A 25,274-nucleotide genomic window follows, 5' to 3' on the forward strand; every position below is an offset into this window, starting at 1 on the left:
CCCCCTCAGCGACCTCCGGCCTGCGGCTAACCGCTCGGAACTGCCACCGCCACCTCAATTGCGACGGAACCTGGGAACAGATCGACTACAGGATCCCCGGGAACTACGGGATCCCCGGGTCACCAAGCCACCAAGCCACCAAGCCACCTAGCCACCAGCCGACCGCAAGGAGGCTTAGTGGCCCATGCCGAGGCCGCCGTCGACCGGGATGACGGCGCCGGAAATGTAGGCGGCCTCATCGCTGGCGATCCAGCGGACGACGTTTGCCACCTCGGAGGCTTCGGCGAAGCGGCCGGCCGGGACCTTATCGAGGTAATCCTTCCGGGTTGCTTCGGGCAGTTCCGCCGTCATGTCCGTGTTGATGAAGCCGGGTGCCACAACATTCGCGGTGATGCCGCGGCCGCCGAGTTCGCGGGTCAGGGAACGGGCGATGCCGACGAGGCCTGCCTTGGAAGCCGAGTAGTTGATCTGGCCCGGCGCGCCGTACAGGCCTGACACGGAGGAAATCAGGACCACTCGGCCCTTGCGTGCCCGGATCATGCCCCTGGAGGCCCGCTTGATGACGCGGAAGGCGCCGGTGAGGTTGGTGTCGATGACGGAGGTGAAATCGTCCTCGCTCATGCGCATCAGCAGGGTGTCTTTCGTGATGCCGGCGTTGGCCACCAGCACCTCGACGGGGCCGTGCGCGGCCTCAACCGCGGCGAACGCGGCGTCCACGGAGGCTTCATCGGTGACGTCCGCCGTGACCCCGAGGATGCCCGCGGGGAGCGTCGATGCGCTGCGGTAGGTCACGGCCACCTTGTCCCCGTTGGCGAGGAAGGCCTCGGCGATGGCGAGGCCGATTCCGCGGTTGCCGCCGGTGATCAGGACGCTGCGGCCGGTGGTTGCTGTATCAGGCATGTTGCTGCTCCGGGATTCTGCGGCGGGACAATGCCGCGCTGGGGGCTGGATTTTCCTGCCTTCGATCTTAGCGCCCGGCAGCCCTGTGTTTTGGCGGCACCCCCGATGGTGAGAGAATTGGAGTAAGCCTTGGGAGCGTGATCTGACAGTCTTGACAATCAACAACCGATCAGGTGTGCCGATGCCCGGGAACCCGGATGCAGCATCCGGTGACATCGAGGTACACAGCATTACAGACGCCGCCACGGCGCACTCTGAAGAGATACGCCAGCGGATGATCAAGTACGCCGTAGCCATGGGGATCCGCATGGTGTGCCTGGTCCTGATTTTTGTTGTGGACGGCTGGTTTAAGGTGATCCCGATCATCGGCGCGGTGTTCCTGCCCTGGGTTGCCGTCATCGTCGCCAACGGCGGCGACCAAGCCGAGATCCACAGCGAGTCCCTGCTGGACTCCGCTCCGCTGGCCGAACTCGACGCCTCGGCCGCCGCGTCCCCGCCAGCGGACGGTTCCGGCCTCCCCGTGCCGGAGGACCCGTCGCTGACACTGTTGCAGGGTGAGCTGGTGGACGACGAAGAACGTGCCGGCGACGGCGAGCATGGGCGGGCAGTTTCATGAACCTCCTTGACCTGGCCGGACACGGCGCGCAGGCCGGGCCGCCCGCTGCAGTCTGCTCCCGCAAGGCCTGCCGGGCGGGCGCCGAATGGCAGCTGCTGTGGAACAACCCCAAAATCCACCCACCGGAGCGGCGCAAAATCTGGCTCGCCTGCGGACAGCACCGGGACTGGCTCGAGGACTATCTCCAGACCCGCGGGCTCTGGAAAGAAACCGCGGCGCTGGACACCGCAGGCGGGGCACGCTGAATGTACCGTTTTCTCTTCTCCAGTAAATGGCTGGGCTACCTTTTGCTGGCCGCAATCTTCGCCGCCGCCTGTGTGGGTCTGGGCCGCTGGCAGATGGACCGCCGGGCCGAGACGCTGGCCGAAATCAACCGCGTCACCTCCAACTATTCCGCCACGCCCGTTCCGTTCGCGGAGGTCGCGGACCAGTTCAGCTCACTGGAAGCGCACCGCGAGTGGACCCAGGTGGAACTGAAGGGCAGCTACGAACCGTCCGGCCAGCGCATCGTCCGCAACCGGCCGCTCAACGGCCAGCCCGGCTACGAGGTGGTGGTACCGCTTCGCCTCGAAACGGGCGAAACCGTCGTCATCAACCGTGGCTGGCTGCCCATCGGCAACAGGAACCCGGGCCGGCCCGACTCGGTACCTGCGCCGCCGGAGGGCACCGTGACCGTCATCGCCCGCTTGAAGCCTGCCGAGCCGGAGCTCCAGCGCGGCGCCCCTGACGGCCAGCTGGCGTCGATTGACCTTCCTGCCTACTCCGCGCAGCTGGGATATCCGCTGCTCACCGGCGCCTACGGCCGGCTGGCCGAGGAAACTCCTGCCGTGGCAGAGATGCCCTTCCCGTTCCCCAAGCCGACCACTGTTGAGGGAACGCATCTGTCCTACTCGCTGCAGTGGTTCGCATTCGGTGTCCTGATGTTCATCGGCTTCGGCTACGCGGCCCGGCAGCAGGCGCGGAACGCGGCCATTGACGCCGAGGATGCAGAAGCCGAGGGTGCCGGCGCAGATGGCGGCTACATGCATTCGAGCGGCCCGGCAGTCCGCCGTCGGCCGGTCCTCCGGACGCGGAAGAACGCGACCGCGGAAGAAGAGGAAGACGCCATTCTGGACGCGCAGGGGCTCTGAGGAGCGGCCATCCTGGCAGGATCACCGGCGCCGAAGTCCTGGCGGTCCGTTGATCCCAGGTGGAACTACGCCAGCGTGATCAGGTCCAGGTAGTCTTCGTTCCAGTGGTCCTCGATGCCGTCGGGCAGCAGCACGACGCGCTCGGGATTCAGCGCCGCAACGGCACCTTCGTCGTGACTCACCAGCACGACGGCGCCGGTGTAGTTACTCAGGGCCCCGAGGATCTCGGCGCGGCTGGCGGGGTCGAGGTTGTTTGTGGGCTCGTCGAGCAGCAGCACATTGGCACTCGAAGCAACGATGGTGGCCAGGGCCAGCCGGGTCTTCTCACCGCCGGACAGCACACCGGCGGGCTTGTCGACGTCGTCGCCCGAGAACAGGAACGAGCCCAGGATGTTGCGTACTTCCGCGTCATTCATGTCCGGGGCGGAGGAGCGCATGTTCTGCAGCACGGTGCGGTCCACGTCCAGCGTCTCGTGCTCCTGGGCGTAGTAGCCCACTTTCAGGCCGTGGCCCGCCACGACTTCGCCGGTGTCCGGCTTATCGACTCCGGCGAGCATCCGCAGCAGCGTGGTCTTGCCGGCGCCGTTGAGGCCCAGGATGACCACCTTGGAGCCGCGGTCGATGGCAAGGTCAACGTCGGTGAAGATCTCGAGTGAACCGTAGGACTTGCTGAGGCCGTCCGCGGTGAGCGGGGTCTTGCCGCAGGGTGACGGATCCGGGAAGCGCAGGGCCGCCACACGGTCGGTCGCGCGCACGGCTTCGAGCCCGCCCAGCAGACGCTCGGCCCGCTTTGCCATGTTCTGCGCTGCAACGGCCTTGGTGGCCTTGGCGCGCATTTTGTTGGCCTGGTCGATGAGGACCTGGGCCTTCTTCTCCGCGTTGGCGCGCTCCCGCTTGCGGGCACGCTCGTCCGTTTCGCGCTGCTGGAGGTAGCGCTTCCAATTCATGTTGTAGAAGTCGACCTTGGCGCGGTTGGGATCCAGCAGAAACACCTTGTTCACCGTGGCCTCGAGCAGCTCCGTGTCGTGGCTGATCACGATCAGGCCGCCCTGGTGGTTCTTCAGGAACTCGCGGAGCCAGGCGATGGAATCCGCGTCGAGGTGGTTGGTGGGCTCATCGAGGAGCATGGTTTCGGCGTCCGAGTACAGGATCCGGGCGAGCTCCACACGGCGCCGCTGGCCGCCGGACAGTGTCTTGAGCGGCTGGTTCAGCAACCGGTCCGGGAGCGCCAGGTTGGAGCAGATCGCGGCGGCCTCGGCCTCTGCCGCGTAGCCGCCGGCGGCCAGGAACTCAGATTCCAGCCGGTCGTAGCGGTTCATGGCTTTGCGCTGGACTTCGGCGTCCTCGCTGGCCATGTCCTCATGCGTCTGCTTGAGCTTATTGACGGCGATGTCCAGGCCGCGGGCGGCAAGGATCCGGTCGCGGGCCAGCTGCTCCATGTCCGGGGTCCGGGGATCCTGCGGCAGGTAGCCGATCTCGCCGCTGCGGGTCACCTTGCCGCCGGCGGGCAGGCCCTCGCCCGCGAGAACCCGGGTCAGTGTGGTCTTGCCTGCACCGTTACGGCCCACAAGGCCGATCTTGTCGCCCTTGTCGATCCGGAAGCTCACCTGGTCCATAAGGAGGCGGGCGCCGGCGCGCAGTTCGAGATCCTGGACGGTAATCAATGCAGCTAAGGCCTTTCACAACAGGGAACACCGCGGCACAACGGATGGAATCTGGAAGGGGCCGGGGCAGTGCGGCCGAGAGTTCGGCCTCGACCAGTCTACCGGCCCAGCCCCTGCCGGATGACAAGAGCCTGCTGGTGGGCCTCGTCCGCCGTTGGCGGCAGTCTCCATCATCCGGGCCGCCCGCTAGTGGGGCTCCTACAAAAACGCGCCGCCGCCGCCGCCGTATCGTGGCAGCCAGGACCCGCTTCCCCGTTCCATACGACAGGAAAACCCATGACCAAGATTGACAAAGTTGTCCCGGCCAGCGTCGACCCGGCCAGCGTCGACCCGGCCAGCGTCACTGCCACCGCCACCACTGCCACCGCCACCACCGCCACCGCCGCCACCGCCGCCGCCGCGCGGCGCAACCGCTGGAACGCCACCGACCTCGGCCTGATCGCCGTCTTCGCCGCCCTGGTTGCCGGTTCGGCGTTGATCGCCGCCATCCCCGTCGGCGGCCTCGGGGTCCCCATCACCCTTCAGACCCTCGCCGTTATGCTCACCGCGCTGGCGCTTGGCCCGGGCCGGGCCTTCGCCGCCGTCGGACTATACGTCCTCCTAGGACTGGCCGGGCTGCCGATCTTCAGCGGCGGACGCGCCGGACTCGGTGTCCTGGCCGGCCCGTCCGCCGGCTACATCCTGGCCTTCCCGCTCGCCGCCGCAGCGGCGGGCTGGCTGACCGTCGTCGTACTCCGCCGGACCGCGGGCCGCGCCGGGAAGATCCGCGGCATTCTCCTCTTCGCCGCAGCGATGGTGAGCAGCATCATCTTCGTCCACGGCCTCGGCGTACTCGGCATGATGGTCAACGCCAAACTGAGCCTGTCCGCGGCCTTCCTCGCCGACCTCGCCTATTACCCCGGCGATGTGATCAAGAACGCACTGGCCGTGACGATCGCACTGTCCCTGCACAAGGCCTTTCCGGACCTGTTGCTCCGCCGCGTCCGCACGGCAGCTGCCGGGCCGGTGAGCTCCCGCCCGTGAGCGTCGTCCTGGACCGGGTGGCCGTCCGTGTGACCGTTGACGGCCGTGCCGATCCCAAGACCCTGCTCGACGGGTTGTCACTGGACCTTGCGGAGCCGCGGATCGGCGTGATCGGCGCGAACGGCTCGGGCAAATCCACCCTCCTGCGGCTCTTCAACGGGCTGGTTGCCCCGAGTGCAGGCACCGTCATGGTGGACGGCCGCGACACCGTCCGCGCGGTGCGGGATGTCCGGCGCCACGTCGGCTTCGTCTTCACAGATCCGCTCTCCCAACTGGTGATGCCCACGGGACGCGAGGACGTGGAGCTGTCCCTGCGGCGGTCCGCGCGGAACCCGCAGGAACGCCGCGCCCGGGCTGAGGCGGCCCTGGAGCGTTTCGGGCTGCTGGCGCTGGCGGACCAGAGCATCTACGAGCTCTCCGGCGGGGAACGCCAGCTCCTGGCACTGGCCGCCGTCCTGGCTGTGGACCCCGAGGTGCTGGTGCTGGACGAGCCCTCCACCCTGCTGGACCTGCGCAACCGCGAGCTGCTGCGCCGGACCCTGGCGGGGCTGGGCCAGCAGATCATCCTGTCCACGCACGATCTTGAGTTCGCCCAGGACATGGACCGGGTCCTCGTGGTGGACGCCGGGAAGGTGGTGTTCGACGGCGGGCCCGCGGCCGCCGTCGCCCATTACCGTGCGCTGTGCTCGGCGGGAATGGCGCCGGGGCGGCCATGAGCGGACATGGTTTCCTGCTCGCCAACTATGTGCCCGGCACATCGGTGGTGCACCTCTCTCCGCTGTGGCTGAAGTTCGTGCTGGTGCTGGGATCCGGCATGGCGTCGTTCCTGATCTCCGACTGGGCCGCCGCCGCCGCGGTGCTCGTGTTCATGTGCGCGCTGTTCCTGCTGAGCGGGGCCGGCGTTGCGCGGCTGGTCCGGGCCCTCCGGCCTGTTGTTCCCGTGCTCGTGGCGATCGGCCTGTTCCAGTGGTGGCAACTCGGTGGATCCACGGCGGCGCGGATTGTGCTGAATGTGCTGGTCTGCGTTGTGGCGGCGTCGATCCTGACCGCGACGACTCCGGTCCAGGCGCTCCTGGACGGTGTGGCCTCCCTGGCCCGCCCCCTCGAGCGCTTCGGCGCGGATCCTGAACGCTTCGCGCTGACGATTGCCATCATGCTGCGCAGTATCCCCTTCATCGCCGGAGCCTTCGCCGATGTCCGGGACTCCGCCCGGGCCCGCGGGCTGGAACGGAATCCGAGGGCCCTGGTGCTCCCGGTGTTCATTACCACTGTGGCCTTCGCCCGCCAGACCGGGGAGGCCCTCGCCGCCCGGGGGCTGGGCGAGGCCGAGGACCGGGCCACCTGACCCTTCGCCTCCCGGGACCAGGAATGGACATGTCCCGCGGTGGTCAGGGCAACGTTCGGTATTCCAGCAGCGCAGCGGTGCCCATGCCGCCCGCGCTGCTGATCAGGGCCAGGGCCAGCTGTCCCTCCACTCCGCGGCGGCGTGCCTGGGCCAGGAGCCGCGTAACCAGCACCGCGCCGGAGGCCCCGTAGGCATGGCCCAAAGCAAGGGCCCCGCCGTCGAGGTTGGCACGCTCCGGGTCGATTCCAAGCTGCTCCAGGCAGGCAATGGCCTGCGACGCGAACGCCTCGTTGAATTCGACCAGATCCAGCTCGGCTGTTGTTACGTGCAACGCCGCGAGCAGCCGTTCTCCCGCCGCTGCCGCGCCGATTCCCAGGAGCTGCGGATCCACTCCGGCGGTGTCCGCGCCCAGCACGAGTAACCCGTCGGCGGCGCCGAGCTCGCGGGCGTGACGCAACGAGGTGATGACGACGGCGGCGGCACCGTCGGCGTCGAAGCAGGAGTTGCCGGCGGTGACGCTACCGTCCGCCACGAAAGCGGCGGGAAAGCGCGCCAGCACCGGCCCGGACAGGCCGCGGCGCGGGCCGTTGTCCGCCGTCACCGGACCGTTCGCCCCGGCCAGGTGGACAATCTCGCGGCCGAACGCTCCGGCTGCGGCCGCCGCGATGGCACGCCGGTGGCTGCGCAGCGCAAAGTCGTCCTGCCGCTCCCGGCTGATACCGTAGCGGGCCGCCACGTTCTCTGCGGCCACCCCCATGTCCGGATCGCCGTGGCTGAGCGGGGCAAACTGCGCCCGCGAGAAGAAGTCGGGATCCCCCCGGGCGCCACGGTGGGCCCTGAGCGGTGCCGTGCTGATGCTCTCAACCCCGCCGGCCAGATATACGCCGCCGCCGAAGGACCCGCCGGCCGCCACGAGCCGGGACGCCAGGACAATCGCGTCCAACCCGGAACCACACTGGCGGTCCACCGTGATGCCAGGGACACTGACGGGCAACCCGGCTTCGAGTGCCGCGAGCCTGGCCACGTTCCCGCCGCCGCCCACGGCATTGCCGATCACGATATCCGCCACCGCCGAAGATGAAACCCCGGCGTCCGCAAGCAGGCCGAGCAGTACGGGGGCCAGCAGCTCGTGGGCGCGAAGGGTTTTCAGGGCGCCGTTGGCGCGGCAGACTGGGGTGCGGCGTGCGGCAATGATGACGGGCTGCCGGTCATCCGGAAGGGGCTGATTCTCCGGCCGGGCCCGTCCGTCCGGAACAGGGGTCCGGCGGAGCTCAGCCAAGTCGCCGGATCCGGGGGTCGTTGCCGGCGATCCAATCGAGCAGGAGTTGCCTGCTGAGCTTGCCGCGGTCAGTCAGCGGAAGCTCAGCCAGCGCGAAGTACTCCAGCGGCCGCTTGGTCCGTGCAAGCACGTGCTCGACGCCCGCTTTCAGCTGGGTTGCGGTGATCCCGCCGTGGGACGGCACGACGGCGGCCACCACCCGCTGGCCGCGGATGTCGTCCGCCAGGCCGGCGGCCACCGCGGAGGCGACGCCGGGCACCGAGGCCAGAGCGAGCTCCACCTCGTGGGGGTAAACGTTGGTTCCGGCGGTGATGATCATGTCCGAGCGGCGGCCCAGCATGTGCAGGGTTCCGCCGTCGAGATGGCCCTGGTCCCCCACCGTGTACCAACCGTCGAAGCATTGCAGGGCATGGCCGTCGTCGCCCCACAGGTAGCCACTGCTGACCATCCCGCTGCGGACGCAGATAGTGCCGTCGGTGCCGTCCGGCAGCTCCGCGCCATCGTCATCCAGGATCCGGATTCCGACGCCCGGAAAAGGTTTCCCGATGCCGGTTCCGCCCAGCTCCCGCTGCTGCCCGGGGCGCAGGCCGGCACCGGAGACGAAGCTGAGCTCGGCGGCGCCGTAGTACTCGAAGATCGTCGCGTTGGGCGCCCAGCGCCGCGCCGCTTCCAGGGTCCGGGCGTCGAGCTTCGATCCGGCGCAGATGATGGAGCGGATCCCCGAGGCATCCACCCCGCCGCTGAGGCCCCGCTCGCTGAGCAGCCGCAGCATCGTGGGAACCAGGACCAGGCGCGTGATCCCGTCGTGGACCACGGCGGCATGCGCATCGCCGACGTCGAAGTGCTCCAGCGTGTGGAATTCCGAGCCCGCATACAGGCACTCGGCCAGGGCATAAAGGTTCAGGCTGGCGGCCAGCGGCCCGGGGGCCAGAGTCTTGTCTTCCGGGGACAGACCGAAGAATTCGATGGAAGCGTCGAAGGACTGCTGCCAGGACCGGCGCGTCCGGGTGAAAGCCTTCGGAACGGCGGTGGTACCGGAGGTGAGCCCGATCAGGAAGGGCGAATCGGGGGGTCCGTCCGCCAGTTCGACGCCCGCCAGTTCGACGCCGGGCAGTTCGACGCCGGGCAGTTCGACGCCGGGCGGGAAAGCTCCAGCCGGGAAGGCCCCCGGGCGCGCTGACGGCACTGTCTTCCGGATCTTGTCCGTGATCCCGTCCTGCAGGTGCTGCGGCCAGGCCGGATCCAGCACGGCGCACTGGCGTTCGCCCGCGACGGCGGCGGCGAAGGCGACGGCGAAGTGCCGGGAGTTGCGTTCGGAGAGGACAGTGACGGCCGGTGCGGCGCGAACAAGCGCAGCGGCGGCATCCCGCAGCTCCGCCCAGCCCAGCCGTTGTCCGGCCACGACGACGGCGGTACCGTCGGGGCGCTGATCGGCCCAGCGCTGGAGTCTGTCGAGAAAGGGCATCGGATCAACTTTACCGGCCGTTGGCGCTCCCGTTCCCGGTAACCGATATTGTGACAGCATGAGTTTCAATGACAACGTCCAGCTGGACCCCTCACAAGTCCAGGACCGGCGGGGCATGGGCCGCGGCGGCAAGGTGGGAGTGGGGATCGGTGGCGGCATTGTGCTGCTGATCGCCGCCCTGCTCGGGGTCGATCCGCAGCTGCTCGAGGGCCTCACCGGCAGCACGCAGGATCCGGGCTCGCAGAGCCAGGGCACCGGCCCGGCCTGCAAGACCGGTGCCGATGCCGATGCCCGGCTCGACTGCAGGATCACGGGCACCGTGAACAGCCTCAACGCGTTCTGGCCGGCCTACCTGGCCCAGTACAACAAAAAGTATCCCCAGCCGCAGACCGTGATCTTCGCCGGCGGCACCGGCACCGGCTGCGGCGCTGCGACGTCAGAGATCGGTCCGTTCTACTGCCCCGCCGACTCGACAGCCTACTTTGACCCGGGCTTCTTCCAGGAACTCGTTGACCGCTTCGGATCCTCGGGCGGCCCGCTGGCGCAGGAGTACGTCGTCGCCCACGAGTTCGGCCACCATGTCCAGAACGTGCTCGGCAACCTGGACCGCGCGCAGCAGGATCCCCAGGGGCCGGAGTCGGGCGCGGTCCGGGTGGAGTTGCAGGCCGACTGCTATGCGGGTCTGTGGGCGCGGCACGCGAGCTCCACGAAGGACCCCGCCACCGGCCAGCCGTTCCTGGAACCGCTGACGCAGCAGGATCTGCAGGACGCACTGTCCGCCGCCTCATCCGTGGGTGATGACCGGATCCAGAAGGCTGCCACCGGCCGGGTCTCACCGGAGTCCTGGACCCACGGCTCCAGCGCCCAGCGGCAGAAGTGGTTCTACCAGGGCTACACCACGGGCGACATCAACCAGTGCGACACGTTCGCCGCCGCCGCACCGTAACCCCACGCCCCATAGTCCATCGACTGCTCCATATCTGCCGTTTTGACGTGCCTACGGGGCACTTGCGGAGCAATCGATGAAACGACGACACCGGCCCCACCGTTCAGAGGCGGGGCCGGCGTCGTCGTAAGCGGGATTTAGATGTTGAAGCCTAGGGCGCGCATCTGGTCGCGGCCGTCTTCGGTGATCCGTTCCGGACCCCACGGCGGCATCCACACCCAGTTCAGGCGCCACTCGTCGACGACGCCGTCGAGGGACTTACCGACCTGCTCCTCGATCACATCCGTGAGCGGGCAGGCGGCCGTGGTGAGCGTCATGTCGATGAGCAGGGCGCCGTCGTCGTCTGAATACTTCAGCCCGTACAGCAGGCCCAAGTCGACGATGTTGACCCCAAGTTCCGGGTCGATCACATCCATGAGTGCCTCTTCGACATCCTCAAGGCTTGTGCGGGCCACATTCAGTTCAGTCATGGCGGAGTCCTAACTAGGCCTGCGCGGCAGCCGAAGCTGCAGCGATGGTGGCTGCCCCTGCGCCGGTGGCGTAGCGGTCATAGCCTTCTTCTTCAAGGCGGTCCGCCAGCTCCGGGCCGCCTTCTTCGACAACCTGGCCGTCAACGAACACGTGGACGAATTCCGGCTTGATGTAGCGCAGGATCCTTGTGTAGTGCGTGATGAGCAGGGTTCCCATGTTGCCTTCGGCGTGGGCGCGGTTGACGCCCTCGGAGACAACTTTGAGCGCGTCCACGTCAAGGCCGGAGTCGGTCTCGTCGAGGATGGCGAACTTCGGCTTGAAGAGCTCCAACTGGAGGATCTCGACGCGCTTCTTCTCGCCGCCGGAGAAGCCTTCGTTGACGTTGCGCTGGGTGAAGTCGGCGTCGATGCGCAGCTGCGCCATGGCAGCTTTGACATCCTTCGTCCAGGTGCGCAGTTTGGGGGCTTCGCCGTCGATCGCGGTCTTGGCGGTGCGCAGGAAGTTGGTCATGCTCACGCCCGGAACCTCGACGGGGTACTGCATGGCCAGGAACAGGCCGGCGCGGGCGCGGGCGTCCACGGTCATGGCGAGGACGTCTTCGCCATCCAGCGTGATGGTGCCGGAGGTGACGTTGTAGCGCGGGTGCCCGGCAACGGTGGATGCCAGGGTGGACTTGCCGGAGCCGTTAGGGCCCATGATGGCGTGCGTTTCGCCGGTCCTGATGGTCAGGCTGACGCCCTTCAGGATTTCCTTCGTGCCCTGCTCGGTGTCAATGCTGACGTGCAGGTCCTTGATCTCAAGAGTAGACATGTGTCTTGTTCTCCTCTGCACAATACCCTCCGGCACTGTGCGGTTTCTTGGCGATAAGTTCTGTGATGCGGGTTGCCGGCGGCGGGGTGCCGGCGGCTAGCTGAAGGTCGGAGCCTCGGCACCGTTCAGGACGTTGGTGAAGTCCACGTAGACCTCGTCATCCAGGACGGTCACCGCAAAGACGGGGACGGGATCGTAGGCCGGGAGCTGGAGCGGTTCGCCGCTGCGCAGGTCGAACTGGGAACCGTGCCCCCAGCACTCGATCTTGCAGCCTTCCACCTCTCCTTCGGAGAGCGAGATGTCCGCGTGCGAGCAGGTATCACCGATGGCGTGGATCTCGCCCATGGAGTCCTTCACGATCGCTACGGGGTAGTCGTCGATCAGGATCCGCAGCGCCTGCTTGAGCTGGATTTCGCTGGCGTTGCAGACCAGCTCGCCCTTTGGCTGTTCAGTCATAAAAAGTTTCCGTGTTCTCCAGTGCTGCGCACTAGTTGTCCGTTGCCGCGAGTTCGCGCTCGACGGCGGCCGTGAGCCGCTCTTCGATGGCGGGAACCCTGATCTGCTGGATGATCTCGTTCAGGAAGCCTCGGACCACCAGACGGCGGGCCACCTTTTCCGGAATGCCGCGGGCCATCAGGTAGAACAGGTGCTGGTCATCGAATCGTCCGGTGGCACTGGCGTGGCCGGCGCCGGCGATCAAGCCGGTCTCGATCTCGAGGTTCGGCACCGAGTCCGCGCGGGCGCCGTCGGTGAGAACCAGGTTGCGGTTTGCCTCATAGGTGTCGGTGCCTTCTGCCTCCTTGCGGATCAGGACGTCACCCACCCACACGGTGTGCGCGTTACGGCCCTGCAGCGCGCCCTTGTACAGCACGTTGGACTTGCAGTTGGCGACGGCGTGGTCCACGAACAGGCGCTGCTCGAGGTGCTGGCCGGCGTCGGCGAAGTACAGGCCGAACAGTTCCACTTCGGCGCCCGGGGCGGTGAAGCGTGCGGAGGGTGTGACCCGGACGAGGTCGCCGCCGAGGCTGACAACGATGTGCTTGAACCTCGCGTCGCGTCCGAGCTTCACCTGCTGCGAGGAGGCGTGCACGGCGTCGTCGTTCCATTCCTGGAGCGAGATGACGGTCAGCTGCGCGCCGTCCTCAACCAGGATCTCGACGTTTTCCGAGACGACGGCGGTGCCCTGGTGGTCCAGGACGACGACGGACCTGGAGAACTTCTCCGCCACAATCACGAGGTGCTGCGCGGCGGCCTGGGTGCCCTGGCCGGTCAGCAGGACGTTGACCTCGCCGTCGACCTGGACCTCGGCGGGAACCGTGATGACGGTGGCCTCGGTGAAGTTTTCCCAGGCGTTCGCCGAGACACGGTCCTCGGGGATGGCCGCGGAGCCGATCCTGCGGTGGTCCCGGCCGACGGTCTCCACGGTGACACTGTCCGGAGCCGTGACGCTCACGGTCGGCGCGGCGCCGTTGAGGACGTCGGTGTGCAGGCCGCGGAGGCGCTTGAGCGGGGTGAACCGCCAGTCCTCCTCCATGCCGGTCAGCGGCTTGAAGTCCGCCAGTTTGTAGGACGTCAGGCGGCCGGCGCGTGAGCTGTCCGGAATGCCGACGCCGCCGCCGTGCGAGTGGCGCTTGACCGCCTCGCCGGCCAGCGGTGACTTGGATTCGGCCGCGTTCAGCGGCGACAGGCTCTCGCCCTCCTCGGTGAAACCGTTGATGAACGGCTTGGCTGAGGGGGCGCCGATGCGGGCCTTTTCAGTAGTGATGTCAGTCATTAACCGACCGATCCTTCCATCTGCAGTTCAATCAGTCGGTTCAGCTCGAGGGCATATTCCATCGGCAGTTCGCGGGCAATCGGCTCGATGAACCCGCGGACGATCATCGCCATGGCCTCGTCTTCGCGCATGCCGCGGGACATCAGGTAGAACAGCTGCTCTTCGCTGACCCGCGAGACCGTGGCCTCGTGGCCCATCGTGACGTCGTCCTCGCGGATATCGATGTACGGGTAGGTGTCCGAGCGGCTGATGGTGTCCACCAGCAGGGCGTCGCAGCGGACCGTGTTGGCTGAGTGCTTGGCGCCTTCACGGACCTGGACCAGGCCGCGGTAGGCGGCACGGCCGCCGCCGCGGGCCACGGACTTGGAGACAATGGAGCTCTTGGTGTTCGGCGCGATGTGGACCATCTTGGAGCCGGTGTCCTGGTGCTGGCCCTCGCCGGCGAAGGCGATGGACAGGGTCTCGCCCTTGGCGCCCTCACCAACAAGGTAGACGGCCGGGTACTTCATGGTGACCTTGGAGCCGATGTTGCCATCGATCCACTCCATGGTGGCGCCCTCTTCGCAGATGGCGCGCTTGGTGACCAGGTTGTACACGTTCGTGGACCAGTTCTGGATGGTGGTGTAGCGGACCCGGGCGCCCTTCTTCACAATGATCTCGACGACGGCGGAGTGCAGCGAGTCCGAGGTGTAGATCGGCGCGGTGCAGCCTTCGATGTAGTGGACGTAGGAGTCCTCGTCCGCGATGATCAGCGTGCGCTCGAACTGGCCCATGTTTTCGGTGTTGATGCGGAAGTACGCCTGCAGCGGGATGTCCACGTGGACGCCCTTGGGTACGTATACGAAAGACCCGCCGGACCACACGGCCGTGTTCAGCGAGGCGAACTTGTTGTCGCCCACCGGGATGATGGTGCCGAAGTACTCCTGGAAAATTTCCGGGTGTTCGCGCAATGCGGTGTCCGTGTCCAGGAAGATGACGCCCTGCTCTTCCAGGTCCTCGCGGATCTGGTGGTAGACAACCTCGGACTCGTACTGGGCCGCGACACCGGAGACGAGGCGGCTGCGCTCGGCTTCCGGAATGCCCAGCTTCTCGTAGGTGTTCCGGATGTCCTCGGGCAGGTCTTCCCACGTCTTGGCCTGCTTCTCCGTGGAGCGCACGAAGTACTTGATGTTGTCGAAGTCGATGCCGGAAAGATCCGCACCCCACGTGGGCATGGGTTTGCGGTCGAAGTACTTCAGGCCCTTGAGCCGGAGGTCGAGCATCCATTCCGGCTCGCTCTTCTTGGCCGAGATGTCGCGGACCACGTCATCGTTGATGCCGCGGCGGGCGTTGGCGCCGACGTCGTTCTTGTCAGACCAGCCGTACTCGTAGGTGCCGATTCCGTGCAGCTCGGGATTCTTCTCCAGAATCTCCGAAATCACAGTAGATCCAGCAACCTTGTTCTCTGATAGTTGGTCCGTCATCACGGCCTTTCTTGCAGATGGTTGGATACTTCGTCCAGGTTGCCCGGTGCCGCCGCAGTGCCGCGGGGCACCACGGCCGCCGGCCGGCCTGTAGGTATGTGGGTGGTGCAGACATGGCCGCCGCGGGCCAGCGTGGACAGCCGGCGGACGTCGACGCCGACCAGCCGGGAGAACACCTCGGTCTCCACCTCGCAGAACACGGGGAACTGCGCGGCCAGCTGCTGGATGGGGCAGTGACCCTGGCACAGCTGGACACTCGAGAGCGACGCCGGCAGGGGCGCCCGTGCCTCGATCGAGGCTGCGGAAGCGACGAAGCCGTCGCGGGTCAGGGCCTCGGACAGCACCCGGGCGCGGGCGGTGATATCAGTGCCCGCCTGCTCGATGCCGGGCGCGTAGCGGCGTTCCATCTCCGCGAAACGCTCGACGGCGAACTGGCGGACCGCCTCGGGGCCGGCCGTTTCATCGAGCCGCTGCAGCGCCAGGGTGGCGATGTCGAGGTAGTCGTTGCCGAGCGTGGACTGGCCCTGGGAGCTGAGCACATAGCGGCGTGCGGGGCGTCCCGCTCCGGCCCCGGCGCGGGCAACCCGCTTGACCTCGATCACGCCGTTGCGTGAGAGGTGGTCCAGGTGCCGGCGCACGGCGGCGGGGGTAAATCCGAGCAGCTCACCAAGTTCGGCGGCGCTGATCGGCCCATGCTCCAGCACCGCGTTCAGCACACGGTCCCGGGTGCGTTCGTCGGCGTCGGACGCCGGCACTGCCGCCGCAGTGCCCGCAGCGGCGGCAGACACGGTTGACGTGCCGTACCGCGCAACGGCAACAGCGGAGGATGAGCTCATGGAATACACAACACAATCATGTCGTAATTTAGTCCCGCAATCCAGTAAGGCATGGCTACCCTCCCCGGCCCCCGGTGCCGCCGGTGCCGCCGACGGACGACGCCGTCGTCACCGGCGGCAGCGCAGGCGTCACCGTCGTCACGGGCAGCGCGCGGCGGGTGACCGGGCCGCGACGTACTACATCACGTAGAATGCTTGGGTGCGATCTCCCGAATCCCCGGTCCTGACTGTCAGCGGGCTCATCAAGGACGTTGGTCCGCTGCCCGCCCATGACGGCAAGATGCTGCGGGTGGTCAGCGGTATTTCCCTCGTCGCCGAACGCGGACAGGTCACCGCGCTGCTGGGAGCCAATGGTGCGGGCAAGACCACCACCATCGAATGCGCCCAGGGACTCCGGAAGCGCACCGCCGGCAGCATCAGCCTGCTGGGGCAGGATCCGGACACCGCCGGCGCCGGGCTGCGGGCCCGCGTCGGCGTGATGCTCCAGGACGGCGGGCTGCCGCCGTCGGCCCGGCCCATCCCCCTGCTCCGGCACATTGCCGGCATGTACCAGGACCCGTGGCCGGTTGACGAGCTCATCGCTCGGCTCGGCATCGATACCTTCAGCCGGACCTCCGTGCGGCGCCTGTCCGGCGGACAGAAGCAGCGGCTCGCCCTCGCCGCCGCCCTCGTCGGCAGGCCAGAAGTGCTCTTCCTGGACGAACCCAGCGCGGGCCTTGATCCGCAGTCGCGCCAGCTGGTGTTTGAGCTGATCTCCGGACTCCGCGACCGCGGCATGGGGATCGTCCTGACCACCCACCTCATGGACGACGCCCAGCGCCTCGCCGACTATGTCTACATCATCGACTCCGGCCGGAACGTCGCCGAAGGCACCGTCGCTCAGCTGCTGGCAAACCCGTTGCCGCCCGGCGCCGGGGAGCACCATATCCGTACCCTGCTGTTCGAGACCGAGCCGGGACTCGATTTCACCGGGGTGCTGCCCGACGGCGTCGACGTCACCGAAGCCCGCGCCGGCAGCTACGCCGCCACGGGGTCACTCACCTCTGCCGATCTGGCCGCCATCACCGCCTGGTGGGCGGCGCGCGGGCTCATGCCCAGCTCCCTGAGCCTCGAGGCCCGTAGCCTCGAGGACGTCTTCCTGGACATCTCCGGAAGGGAGATCCGATGACTGCCGTTCCGGGCAGCGCCCAGCCCGGCTACACCCAGCCCGGGAAGGCGCACGCCGCTCTTGGCAGTGCCCCCGCTCCACTCCTGCGCCGGATCGTGCTGCAGGGCAAATACGAGACCGTCACCATGCTCCGCAACGGCGAGCAGCTGATCCTCGCGATCGTTCTGCCGCTGCTTGCCATGGCTGGCCTGACCGTGACACCGCTGCTGGACGGGCTTGGCTCGAGCCGGATCAACGTCGCCGTGCCGGGCATCCTGGCCTTGTGCGCCATGTCCACCGCGTTCACAGGCCAGGGCATTTCCACCGGCTTCGACCGCCGCTACGGCGTGCTGCGTTTCCTGTCCACCACTCCCCTCGGCCGCACCGGATTGATCGCCGGAAAAGTCCTGGCCGTGCTGGTGGTGCTGTCCCTGCAGGTGCTGGTCGTCACTGCGGCGGCCCTGCTTCTGGGCTGGCAGCCCGATCCGCTGGGCTGGCTGCCGGGACTTGCCCTGCTGGTGTTGGGCGCGGCCGCTTTCACGGCGCTGGGGCTGCTGGTGGCCGGCACGGTCCGGCCGGAGGCGACGCTCGCCATCACCAACCTGCTCTGGATTCTCCTGGGCGCCCTGGGCGGCATCGTGATCCCCGCCGAACGGCTGCCTGCCCTGGTGCAGGCAATGGTGCAGTTCCTCCCCTCCGGCGCGCTGGGACAGGCGCTGCGGGATGCTTTCCTGGAGGGCAGCGTCAATACCGGTGCCGTCCTTGTCCTGCTGCTCTGGACGGCACTCGCCGGCGGCGCAGCAACCCGTTGGTTCAAGTGGAATTGAGAATACTGTGAGTACGGCGTCCCGCCCCCGGATCGTGTCCCGGATGACTTCCCGGCTGCCCGTCACCGTCGACAAGACGGTGCGGCGGCTGGCCGTGCTGTCGCTGATCGGCCAGACGCTGCTGATTGTGACCGGCGGCGCCGTCCGTCTCACCTCCTCCGGCCTCGGCTGCCCCACCTGGCCGCGGTGCACGGACACGTCCCTGATGAACACCCCGGAGATGGGGATCCACGGCATCATCGAGTTCGGCAACCGGCTCCTGACCTTCGCGCTGGCCGCCGTCGCCGTGATGATGCTTGTGTACCTGTGGAATCTGCGCAAGGAACGCCGCGACCTCTTCCTGCTGGCCCTGGGACTGCTGGCCAGCATCCCGGCCCAGGCTGTCATCGGCGGCATCACCGTGCTGACCCAGCTGAATCCGTGGGTTGTCGGCCTGCATTTCCTGGTCTCCATGGCGCTCGTAGTCCTCGCGACCCTGCTCGTGAACCGAGCCTACGGCCGCACCGGCAGGGCCAGGACTACCGTGCTGGCCGCGCTGCCGGGCGCCGCGCGCCCGGTGATGACCGCCGTCGTACTCTTCTCCGCGGCGGCAGTCTGCCTGGGCGTTGTGGTTACCGGCGCCGGGCCCCACGCGGGCGACGCCGATGCCCCGCGCAACAACCTGGACTGGGACCTGTTCGCGCACATCCACGCCGTGCCGGCCTATCTCGTGACGGCCGGGGCCCTGTTCGCAGTGTTCCTCGTGCTCCGTGGCGGGATCACCGGGCCGTTCCGCACCGCCGTGGTGATGCTCCTGGGCGTCACCGTGCTGCAGGGCGTCATCGGCTTCACGCAGTATTACAACGGCATCCCCGCACTGCTCGTCGGAGCGCACATGCTCGGCGCCGCCCTGCTGATGAGCGCAGCCGTCAACGCCGCAGACCTTGCCCGGCACAGCCCGGTGAAGTAACCGCACCGGCCCCCGCACGAACCAAGCAACGCGGGGTCACTTACGGCCCATCCCGGCCCTCCGGATGGGCCGTAAGTGACCCCGCGTTGCTGTGTAGAAGGAGATGCGGGCCGGTCTGGGAACTCCGGGGGTCAGCCGCCCATGACCGGGGAACCGATGAACGGATCCACGGCCAGGGCGATGAAGAGCAGGGTCAGGTAGCTGATGGAGCCGTGGAAGACCTTCATGGCGCCCTTGTCGGACACATCGCCGTTGTGCGCCCGCGTGTACAGCGCATGGGATTCGTACAGGAACCAGGCACCCGCGACGACGGCGGTCACGGTGTAGACCCAGCCCGCCCCGCCGGCCGGCACCAGCAGCAGGGAGCACACCACCATGGCCCACGCGTACAGGACAACCTGGACCGAAACCACCTTGGCGCCGGCAATGGCGCCGAGCATCGGCACATTGGCGTTGCGGTAGTCCTCGCCGTAGCGCATGGACAGCGGCCAGTAGTGCGGCGGCGTCCAGAGGAAGATCACCATAAAGAGAATGGCGGCGGGCCACTCCACGGTGTTGGTCACGGCGGCCCACGCGATCAGCACCGGGAAGCAGCCTGCGGCTCCGCCCCAGACGATGTTCTGCGCGGTGCGGCGCTTCAGGATCATTGTGTAGATGACCACGTAGAAAACGATGGCGCCGAGTCCCAGCCAGGCGGCCAGCGGGTTGGCCCCGAACCAGAGGATCGCGATCGCTGCCGCGCCCAGGAGCCAGGAGAAGATGAGGGCTTCGCGCGGGGTGACCTCGCCGGTGACCAGCGGCCGGTTCTCGGTCCGGTGCATCAACTTGTCGATGTCGCGGTCGATGTAACAGTTGAAAGACCCGGCGCTGCCGGCGGCAAAGGCGCCACCCACGAGGGTCGCCAGGATGAGCCCGATCGGGGGGAACCCGCGCTCCGCATAGATCATGGTGGGCAGGGTGCTGACCAGCAGGAGTTCGATGACGCGGGGTTTCGTGAGCGCCAGGTAGGCCTTGGCCTTGCGGGCGAAGCCGATTCTTCCGGCGATCGAAGAGGCATTCAGCGGCGTATCTGTTGTGCTCACGGTGGCAGTCACTCTGTTCTGTCTGGCTGTTCTGTCTGGCTGTTCAGTCCGGCTTGTTGTCGCAACGCGAGTTGCATGTCGACGGGGTCCACGCGGAGCGCACAGGCGTGTCCTCGCCCCCGTTGGTAGCCACGCACCATCATACCGCGGACCTACGCCGTGCCGGGCTGGTACGGGGCCCCTGCCGAGGGCCGCGCGGAGGGCCCACGCGGAGGGCCTGCAGTGCTGCCGCGATTCGGCCAGGTAAACGCGGGCTTACTGCCGCCGCGGAGGCCGGTGATTCGGATATGCCCAGATCCCGTCCATTTGGTGAGATATACACTGCCCGGCAGATGGAATAGGGCTAAGCTGTCTGCAGATCAGCGCGCGCGGGTGACGGCCGGAACGGCCGTCCCAGCATAGGTGCACCAGCCCGCGCGACTGAATGCATAGATCAACATGCATAGATCAACATGAATAGATCAACGTTTCGATGGTGAACGGCTGGTACGTACCGCAGCGGGCACCGAACTGTGCCCGGACGGGACTGACCATACCTCCCGCCGTCAGCACAGAGAGGGGCCCGGTTTTCGTGCCACATTTGGAAGAGCAAGACCTGTCATGGACCAGCTTGGACCAGCGCGCCGTGGACACGGTCCGCGTGCTCGCGGCCGACGCCGTGGAGAAGGTCGGCAATGGTCACCCCGGCACGGCCATGAGCCTGGCTCCGGCCGCGTACCTTCTCTTTCAGAAGCTGATGCGGCATGACCCGAAGAACCCTGAGTGGCTGGGCCGGGACCGGTTCGTCCTCTCCCCCGGCCACACCTCCCTCACGCTGTACATCCAGCTTTTCCTCTCCGGCTACGGCCTGGAACTGGACGACCTGCAGGCGCTGCGCACGTGGGGTTCGCTGACCCCCGGCCACCCGGAGTACCGGCACACCAAGGGTGTGGAGATCACCACCGGCCCGCTGGGCCAGGGACTTGCCTCCGCGGTCGGCTTCGCCTACTCCCAGCGCCGGATGCGCGGACTGTTCGACGCCGACGCCGCCGACGGCACCAGCCCGTTCGACCACACCATCTGGGTGATCGCGTCCGACGGCGACCTGCAGGAAGGCGTCACCTCCGAGGCCTCCTCGCTCGCCGGGCACCAGGAGCTCGGCAACCTCGTGGTCATCTACGACGAGAACCACATCTCCATCGAGGACGACACCGACGTCGCCTTCACCGAGGATGTCCTCAAGCGCTACGAGGCCTACGGCTGGCACACCCAGCGCGTCGACTGGACCCGGACCGGGGAATACAAGGAGGACGTGCAGGAACTGTACGCCGCCCTCCTGGCCGCCAAGGCCGAGACGGGCAAACCGTCCATCATCTCGCTGCGCACCATCATCGGCTATCCTGCCCCGAAGAAGCAGAACACCGGTAAGATCCACGGCTCCGCCCTCGGCGCCGAGGAAGTCGCAGGGCTCAAGGAGGTCCTCGGCTTCGACCCGGCCCGCTCCTTCCAGGTGGACGAGGACGTCCTGGCCCACACCCGGGAAGCCGCAGTCCGCGGCGCGGCCGCCCGCAGCGGCTGGCAGGCCTCCTTCGAGGCATGGCAGGACGGCAACCCCGAGGGTGCGGCACTGCTTGAACGCGTCGAGGCCCGCAAGCTCCCGGCCGGGCTCGACGCCGCCCTCCCGGTCTTCGAGGCCGGCAAAGATGTGTCCACCCGGGCCGCCTCCGGCAAAGTCCTGAACGCCATCGGTCCGGTCATGCCCGAGCTGTGGGGCGGCTCGGCCGACCTCGCCGAGTCCAACAACACCACTATCGAGGGTTCGCCGTCGTTCATTCCGGCGTCCCGCTCCACGAACGCCTGGAAGGGCAACCCGTACGGCCGCGTCCTGCACTTCGGCATCCGCGAGCATGCAGCGGCCGCTATCGTCAACGGCATTTCCCTGCACGGGCGCACCCGCGCCTTTTCCGGCACGTTCCTGATCTTCAGCGACTACCAGCGCCCGGCCATCCGCCTCGGCGCGCTGATGGGTGTCCCGTCGCTGTATGTCTGGACGCACGACTCGATCGGCCTGGGCGAAGACGGACCCACCCACCAGCCGGTGGAACAGCTCGCCGCACTCCGCGCCATCCCCGGCCTGGATGTTGTCCGCCCGGGCGACGCCAACGAGGTCGCGGCGGCCTGGAAAGTCATGCTGGAAAACCACGCGAACCCGGCCGGCATCGTCCTGACCCGGCAGAACATCCCCACCTACGCCCGCGGAGCGTCCGACGCCGACGGCGATACCTTCGGCTCCACCGACGGCGTCGCCAAGGGAGGGTACGTCCTGGCCGAAGCATCGGCCAACGGTGCGACCGCCAGGGCGCAGGTCATTCTGATCGGCACCGGCTCCGAGGTCCAGCTGGCCGTCAATGCCCGCGAAGCCCTGCAGGCCGAAGGCATCCCGACCCGCGTCGTCTCCATGCCCTGCGTGGAGTGGTTCACCAAACAGGACGCCGCCTACCGCGAATCGGTCCTGCCCGCCACGGTCAAGGCCCGGGTCTCCGTCGAAGCCGGACTTGCGCTGGGGTGGCGGGAATTCGTCGGTGACGCGGGACGTTCCATCAGTCTCGAGCATTTCGGCGCCTCGGCGGACTACAAGCGGCTTTTCCAGGAATTCGGCATCACCGCAGAGGCTGTGGCCGCAGCCGCCAAGGATTCCCTCGCCGGCCTCACGGCCTGACCCAAACTTCACGCTTCCCGGGCTGCCGCCCCAACCAACGGCGGCGGCCCCAGACTTCCAGGAGTTAGACATGACCACCACCCCCAGCATCACCCCCACGCAGCAGCTCTCCGACGCCGGAGTTTCCATCTGGCTCGACGACCTGTCCCGCGGACGCCTTGACACCGGCACCCTCCGCAAGCTCATCGAAGAGAAGAACGTCGTCGGTGTCACCACCAACCCGTCCATCTTCCACGCGGCCATCACCGTTGGCCACGATTACGACGCCGTCATCGTCGCCCAGGCCGCGGCCGGCGCCAGCGTCGAAGAGACCGTCTTCGAAATCACCACCACCGACGTAGCCGACGCCTGCGATGTCTTCGCACCGGTGGCAGCAGCCACCAGGGGCGTCGACGGCCGCGTGTCGATTGAGGTGGATCCCCGCCTTGCGTGGGACACCGCCGGCACCATCACCGAAGCCAAGCACCTTTATAAGAAGGTCAACAAGGACAACGTCCTGATCAAGATCCCCGCCACGCTTGAAGGCCTGGAAGCCATCACCGCCACGGTGGCGGCCGGCATCAGCGTCAACGTGACGCTGATCTTCTCCCTCGAGCGGTACCGCGCCGTCATCAACGCCTTCCAGTCCGGCCTCGAGCAGGCCAGGGACAACGGCCACGACCTCGCCACGATCCACTCGGTGGCGTCCTTCTTCGTCTCCCGCGTTGACTCCGAAATCGACAAGCGCCTCGACGCGATCGGCACCGACGAGGCCCGCGCACTCAAGGGCAAGGCCGGCCTGGCCAACGCCCGCCTGGCCTACCAGGTCTACGAGGAGCTGTTCTCCACCGAACGCTGGGCCCTGCTGGCCGACGCCGGCGCCCTCCCGCAGCGCCCGCTGTGGGCCTCCACCGGCGTCAAAGACCCGGCCTACCCGGACACCCTGTACGTCACGGAACTCGTCGCCCCCGGCGTCGTGAACACCATGCCGGAAAAGACACTCGACGCGACCTTTGACCACGGCACGGTCACGGGCAACACGATCAGCCGCGGCTACGACGCCGCCAACGCCACGCTCAACGCGCTCGATGCCCTCGGCATCTCCTACAACGAAGTCGTCACGCTGCTCGAATCCGAAGGCCTCGACAAGTTCGTGGCCAGCTGGAAGGAACTGCTGGCCGACGTCGAGGGAGCCCTCGCCGCCGCACGGAAGGACGCATAGTCCGCATGACCAGTCTCAGCTACGACGCCACGGGCTCAGCCCGTCAGGCCCACGAACAGCACCTCCCGGCCCTGCTGGAGGACAAGGTTGCCACCCGGATCTTTGCCAAGGACGCCACCCTGTGGGGTCCCGACGCCGAGGCCGAGGCGTCGGTCCGGCTCGGCTGGGTCGAGGCGGCCACCGTCTCCCAGCTTCTCGTGCCGGACATCCTGGCACTCCGGGATGCCCTCCGCTCCGAGGGCGTCACCCGGATTGTCCTCTGCGGGATGGGCGGGTCCTCGCTGGCCCCCGAGGTCATTGCCGGGACCGCCGGCGTCGAGCTGACCGTGCTGGACAGCACCGATCCCGAGCAGGTCGCGGCGGCCCTGGCGGACCGGCTCGCGGAGACCGCGATCGTGGTCTCCTCGAAGTCCGGCTCCACCCTGGAAACTGACTCGCAGCGCCGGATCTTCGAGCACGCCTTCACCGGGGCGGGCCTCGACGCCAGGAGCCGGATCATCATCGTCACGGATCCCGGTTCCCCGCTGGACAAAGCGGCCCGCGAGGCCGGCTACCGCGCCGTCTTCAACGCGGACCCGAACGTCGGCGGACGCTACTCGGCGCTCACCGCGTTCGGACTGGTGCCGTGCGGCCTGGCCGGCGTGGACATCCAGGCGTTCCTGGACGAGGCCGAGGAAGCCGCGGAGGTCCTGAATGAGGACTCCGGGGAGAACATCGGCCTGGCCCTCGGCTCCGCGCTGGGCGGCACCAACCCCCTGCGCAACAAGATCGTCATCGCCGAGGACGGCTCCGGGATGGTGGGCTTCGCCGACTGGGCCGAACAGCTCATCGCCGAATCCACCGGCAAGCTCGGCACCGGTGTGCTGCCCGTGGTCGCCGGGCCGGACTCGCCGGAGGCCTCGCTCGGCGCCCCCGATGTCCTCGTCATCCGCCTCGTCTCGGACGACGCCGACGTCGAGCTCGGGGACAACGAAGTGGCTATTGCCGGCGGGCTCCCCACCCAGATGATGGCGTGGGAGTTCGCCACGGCCGTGGCCGGACGGCTGCTGGGCATCAACCCCTATGACCAGCCCGACGTCGAGGCCGCCAAGGTGGCCGCCCGCGGTCTGCTGGACGCCCAGCCCGAACCGACACCGGCGGCCTTCACCGACGGCGCCATCGAGGTCCGCGGCGGCGACTGGCTCGGCGCGGCGGCAACCGCGGCGGAAGCCGTCAGCGCGCTGCTCGCCGAGCTCGGCACGGACGGCTACCTCAGCGTCCAGGCCTACCTCGACCGGCTCGCTTACGCCCCGCTGGAGGGCGTCCGGGATCAGCTGGCGGCCATCAGTGGACGTCCCGTTACCTTCGGCTGGGGCCCGCGTTTCCTGCACTCCACCGGACAGTTCCACAAGGGCGGCCCCTCGATCGGCGCGTTCCTGCAGGTCACGGCCGCGGCTGCCACCGATCTGGCCATCCCGGACCGCCCGTTCACGTTCGGCGAACTGATCTCGGCGCAGGCCGCCGGGGATGCCCAGGTCCTGTCCGAGCACGGCCGCCCGGTCCTCCGGCTGCACCTCACGGACCGTGCCGCCGGCGTCCGGCAGCTGCAGGAGCTCGTCTCGACGCTGGCCGGCCAGACCGCACCCTCCACGAGAAGCTAAGGCACCCA

Annotated in this window: 24 protein-coding genes; 13 read left to right on the forward strand and 11 right to left on the reverse strand. The window is 67.8% G+C overall.

What is annotated here, in order from left to right:
* Positions 1-174 precede the first annotated feature (174 nt).
* The gene (gene fabG, locus RCH07_RS09990; RefSeq protein WP_326967313.1) at positions 175-900 is read right to left on the reverse strand and encodes a 3-oxoacyl-ACP reductase FabG; all 726 of its coding nucleotides are present in this window, start codon (positions 898-900) and stop codon (positions 175-177) included.
* A 181-nt stretch (positions 901-1,081) separates the two neighbouring features.
* Here fabG and RCH07_RS09995 point away from each other — a divergent pair, with 181 nt between their 5' ends.
* Genes RCH07_RS09995 through RCH07_RS10005 form a run of 3 tightly spaced genes read left to right on the forward strand, consistent with a single transcriptional unit; the run spans position 1,082 to position 2,646 of the window.
* Positions 1,082-1,516, forward strand: a complete 435-nt coding sequence (locus tag RCH07_RS09995; RefSeq protein ID WP_326967314.1) for a DUF3099 domain-containing protein — start codon at positions 1,082-1,084, stop codon at positions 1,514-1,516.
* Entirely contained in the window at positions 1,513-1,761 is a 249-nt protein-coding gene (locus RCH07_RS10000) for a hypothetical protein (protein ID WP_326967315.1), read from the forward strand. Before RCH07_RS09995 ends, RCH07_RS10000 begins: the two co-directional genes overlap by 4 nt.
* Entirely contained in the window at positions 1,762-2,646 is an 885-nt protein-coding gene (locus RCH07_RS10005) for an SURF1 family cytochrome oxidase biogenesis protein (RefSeq protein WP_326967316.1), read from the forward strand.
* A gap of 65 nt (positions 2,647-2,711) precedes the next feature.
* On the opposite strand, the gene RCH07_RS10010 is transcribed toward RCH07_RS10005, so the two are convergent.
* Complete coding sequence (locus RCH07_RS10010) at positions 2,712-4,310, reverse strand: ABC-F family ATP-binding cassette domain-containing protein (protein ID WP_326967317.1); 1,599 nt, start codon at positions 4,308-4,310, stop codon at positions 2,712-2,714.
* Positions 4,311-4,586: 276 nt separating this feature from the next.
* On the opposite strand from RCH07_RS10010, the gene RCH07_RS10015 reads away from it, so the two are divergent.
* From RCH07_RS10015 to RCH07_RS10025, 3 genes are read left to right on the forward strand one after another with little or no spacing between them, the layout of a single operon-like run.
* Entirely contained in the window at positions 4,587-5,333 is a 747-nt protein-coding gene (locus RCH07_RS10015; RefSeq protein WP_326967318.1) for a biotin transporter BioY, read from the forward strand.
* Positions 5,330-6,049, forward strand: coding sequence for an energy-coupling factor ABC transporter ATP-binding protein (locus RCH07_RS10020; protein WP_326967319.1), 720 nt, complete (start codon positions 5,330-5,332; stop codon positions 6,047-6,049). The genes RCH07_RS10015 and RCH07_RS10020 overlap by 4 nt, the downstream gene beginning before the upstream one ends.
* The gene (locus RCH07_RS10025; RefSeq protein ID WP_326967320.1) at positions 6,046-6,678 is read left to right on the forward strand and encodes an energy-coupling factor transporter transmembrane component T family protein; all 633 of its coding nucleotides are present in this window, start codon (positions 6,046-6,048) and stop codon (positions 6,676-6,678) included. The genes RCH07_RS10020 and RCH07_RS10025 overlap by 4 nt, the downstream gene beginning before the upstream one ends.
* 43 nt (positions 6,679-6,721) lie before the next feature.
* On the opposite strand, the gene RCH07_RS10030 is transcribed toward RCH07_RS10025, so the two are convergent.
* Complete coding sequence (locus RCH07_RS10030) at positions 6,722-7,957, reverse strand: thiolase family protein (RefSeq protein WP_326967321.1); 1,236 nt, start codon at positions 7,955-7,957, stop codon at positions 6,722-6,724.
* Positions 7,950-9,422 carry a class I adenylate-forming enzyme family protein gene (locus tag RCH07_RS10035; protein ID WP_326967322.1) on the reverse strand — a complete coding sequence of 491 codons (1,473 nt, stop codon included), beginning with the start codon at positions 9,420-9,422 and terminating at the stop codon, positions 7,950-7,952. Before RCH07_RS10035 ends, RCH07_RS10030 begins: the two co-directional genes overlap by 8 nt.
* Positions 9,423-9,480: 58 nt before the next feature.
* Between RCH07_RS10035 and ypfJ the strand changes: the two genes are divergently transcribed.
* Positions 9,481-10,368: a KPN_02809 family neutral zinc metallopeptidase gene (gene ypfJ / locus RCH07_RS10040; protein ID WP_326967323.1), complete on the forward strand. Its 888-nt coding sequence runs from the start codon at positions 9,481-9,483 to the stop codon at positions 10,366-10,368.
* 137 nt (positions 10,369-10,505) lie between these two features.
* Here the strand turns inward: ypfJ and RCH07_RS10045 are convergent, their stop codons facing one another.
* From RCH07_RS10045 to RCH07_RS10070, 6 genes are all read right to left on the reverse strand, one after another.
* A complete protein-coding gene (locus RCH07_RS10045; RefSeq protein ID WP_326967324.1) occupies positions 10,506-10,838 on the reverse strand; it encodes a metal-sulfur cluster assembly factor in 333 nt (110 codons plus the stop codon).
* 13 nt (positions 10,839-10,851) lie between these two features.
* Complete coding sequence (sufC, locus tag RCH07_RS10050; RefSeq protein ID WP_326967325.1) at positions 10,852-11,649, reverse strand: Fe-S cluster assembly ATPase SufC; 798 nt, start codon at positions 11,647-11,649, stop codon at positions 10,852-10,854.
* Positions 11,650-11,745: 96 nt separating this feature from the next.
* Positions 11,746-12,105 carry a non-heme iron oxygenase ferredoxin subunit gene (locus RCH07_RS10055; RefSeq protein WP_028275514.1) on the reverse strand — a complete coding sequence of 120 codons (360 nt, stop codon included), beginning with the start codon at positions 12,103-12,105 and terminating at the stop codon, positions 11,746-11,748.
* 31 nt (positions 12,106-12,136) lie between these two features.
* Positions 12,137-13,423, reverse strand: a complete 1,287-nt coding sequence (gene sufD / locus RCH07_RS10060) for a Fe-S cluster assembly protein SufD (RefSeq protein WP_326967326.1) — start codon at positions 13,421-13,423, stop codon at positions 12,137-12,139.
* Positions 13,423-14,886 (reverse strand): Fe-S cluster assembly protein SufB, encoded by a 1,464-nt coding sequence (gene sufB, locus RCH07_RS10065; protein ID WP_326967327.1) that lies wholly within the window; start codon positions 14,884-14,886, stop codon positions 13,423-13,425. The genes sufD and sufB overlap by 1 nt, the downstream gene beginning before the upstream one ends.
* Positions 14,886-15,722, reverse strand: coding sequence for a helix-turn-helix transcriptional regulator (locus tag RCH07_RS10070; protein ID WP_326967328.1), 837 nt, complete (start codon positions 15,720-15,722; stop codon positions 14,886-14,888). The genes sufB and RCH07_RS10070 overlap by 1 nt, the downstream gene beginning before the upstream one ends.
* Before the next feature lie 199 nt (positions 15,723-15,921).
* On the opposite strand from RCH07_RS10070, the gene RCH07_RS10075 reads away from it, so the two are divergent.
* From RCH07_RS10075 to RCH07_RS10085, 3 genes are read left to right on the forward strand one after another with little or no spacing between them, the layout of a single operon-like run.
* Positions 15,922-16,890: an ABC transporter ATP-binding protein gene (locus tag RCH07_RS10075; protein WP_326967329.1), complete on the forward strand. Its 969-nt coding sequence runs from the start codon at positions 15,922-15,924 to the stop codon at positions 16,888-16,890.
* A complete protein-coding gene (locus tag RCH07_RS10080; RefSeq protein ID WP_326967330.1) occupies positions 16,887-17,696 on the forward strand; it encodes an ABC transporter permease in 810 nt (269 codons plus the stop codon). The genes RCH07_RS10075 and RCH07_RS10080 overlap by 4 nt, the downstream gene beginning before the upstream one ends.
* A 7-nt stretch (positions 17,697-17,703) precedes the next feature.
* On the forward strand, positions 17,704-18,645 hold the full coding sequence (locus RCH07_RS10085; RefSeq protein WP_326967331.1) for a COX15/CtaA family protein: 942 nt from the start codon (positions 17,704-17,706) through the stop codon (positions 18,643-18,645).
* 131 nt (positions 18,646-18,776) lie between these two features.
* Here RCH07_RS10085 and RCH07_RS10090 read toward each other — a convergent pair whose 3' ends face one another.
* Complete coding sequence (locus RCH07_RS10090; RefSeq protein ID WP_326967332.1) at positions 18,777-19,739, reverse strand: heme o synthase; 963 nt, start codon at positions 19,737-19,739, stop codon at positions 18,777-18,779.
* Positions 19,740-20,307: 568 nt separating this feature from the next.
* On the opposite strand from RCH07_RS10090, the gene tkt reads away from it, so the two are divergent.
* The 3 genes from tkt (at position 20,308) to RCH07_RS10105 (ending at position 25,266) form a co-directional block, all read left to right on the forward strand.
* Positions 20,308-22,425 (forward strand): transketolase, encoded by a 2,118-nt coding sequence (gene tkt, locus RCH07_RS10095; protein ID WP_326967354.1) that lies wholly within the window; start codon positions 20,308-20,310, stop codon positions 22,423-22,425.
* Positions 22,426-22,495: 70 nt separating this feature from the next.
* Positions 22,496-23,626, forward strand: coding sequence for a transaldolase (gene tal, locus RCH07_RS10100; RefSeq protein ID WP_326967333.1), 1,131 nt, complete (start codon positions 22,496-22,498; stop codon positions 23,624-23,626).
* A gap of 5 nt (positions 23,627-23,631) precedes the next feature.
* The gene (locus RCH07_RS10105; protein ID WP_326967334.1) at positions 23,632-25,266 is read left to right on the forward strand and encodes a glucose-6-phosphate isomerase; all 1,635 of its coding nucleotides are present in this window, start codon (positions 23,632-23,634) and stop codon (positions 25,264-25,266) included.
* Positions 25,267-25,274: the final 8 nt, after the last annotated feature.

The organism is Arthrobacter sp. CG_A4 (genome assembly GCF_035985125.1).
Classification (GTDB): domain Bacteria; phylum Actinomycetota; class Actinomycetes; order Actinomycetales; family Micrococcaceae; genus Arthrobacter.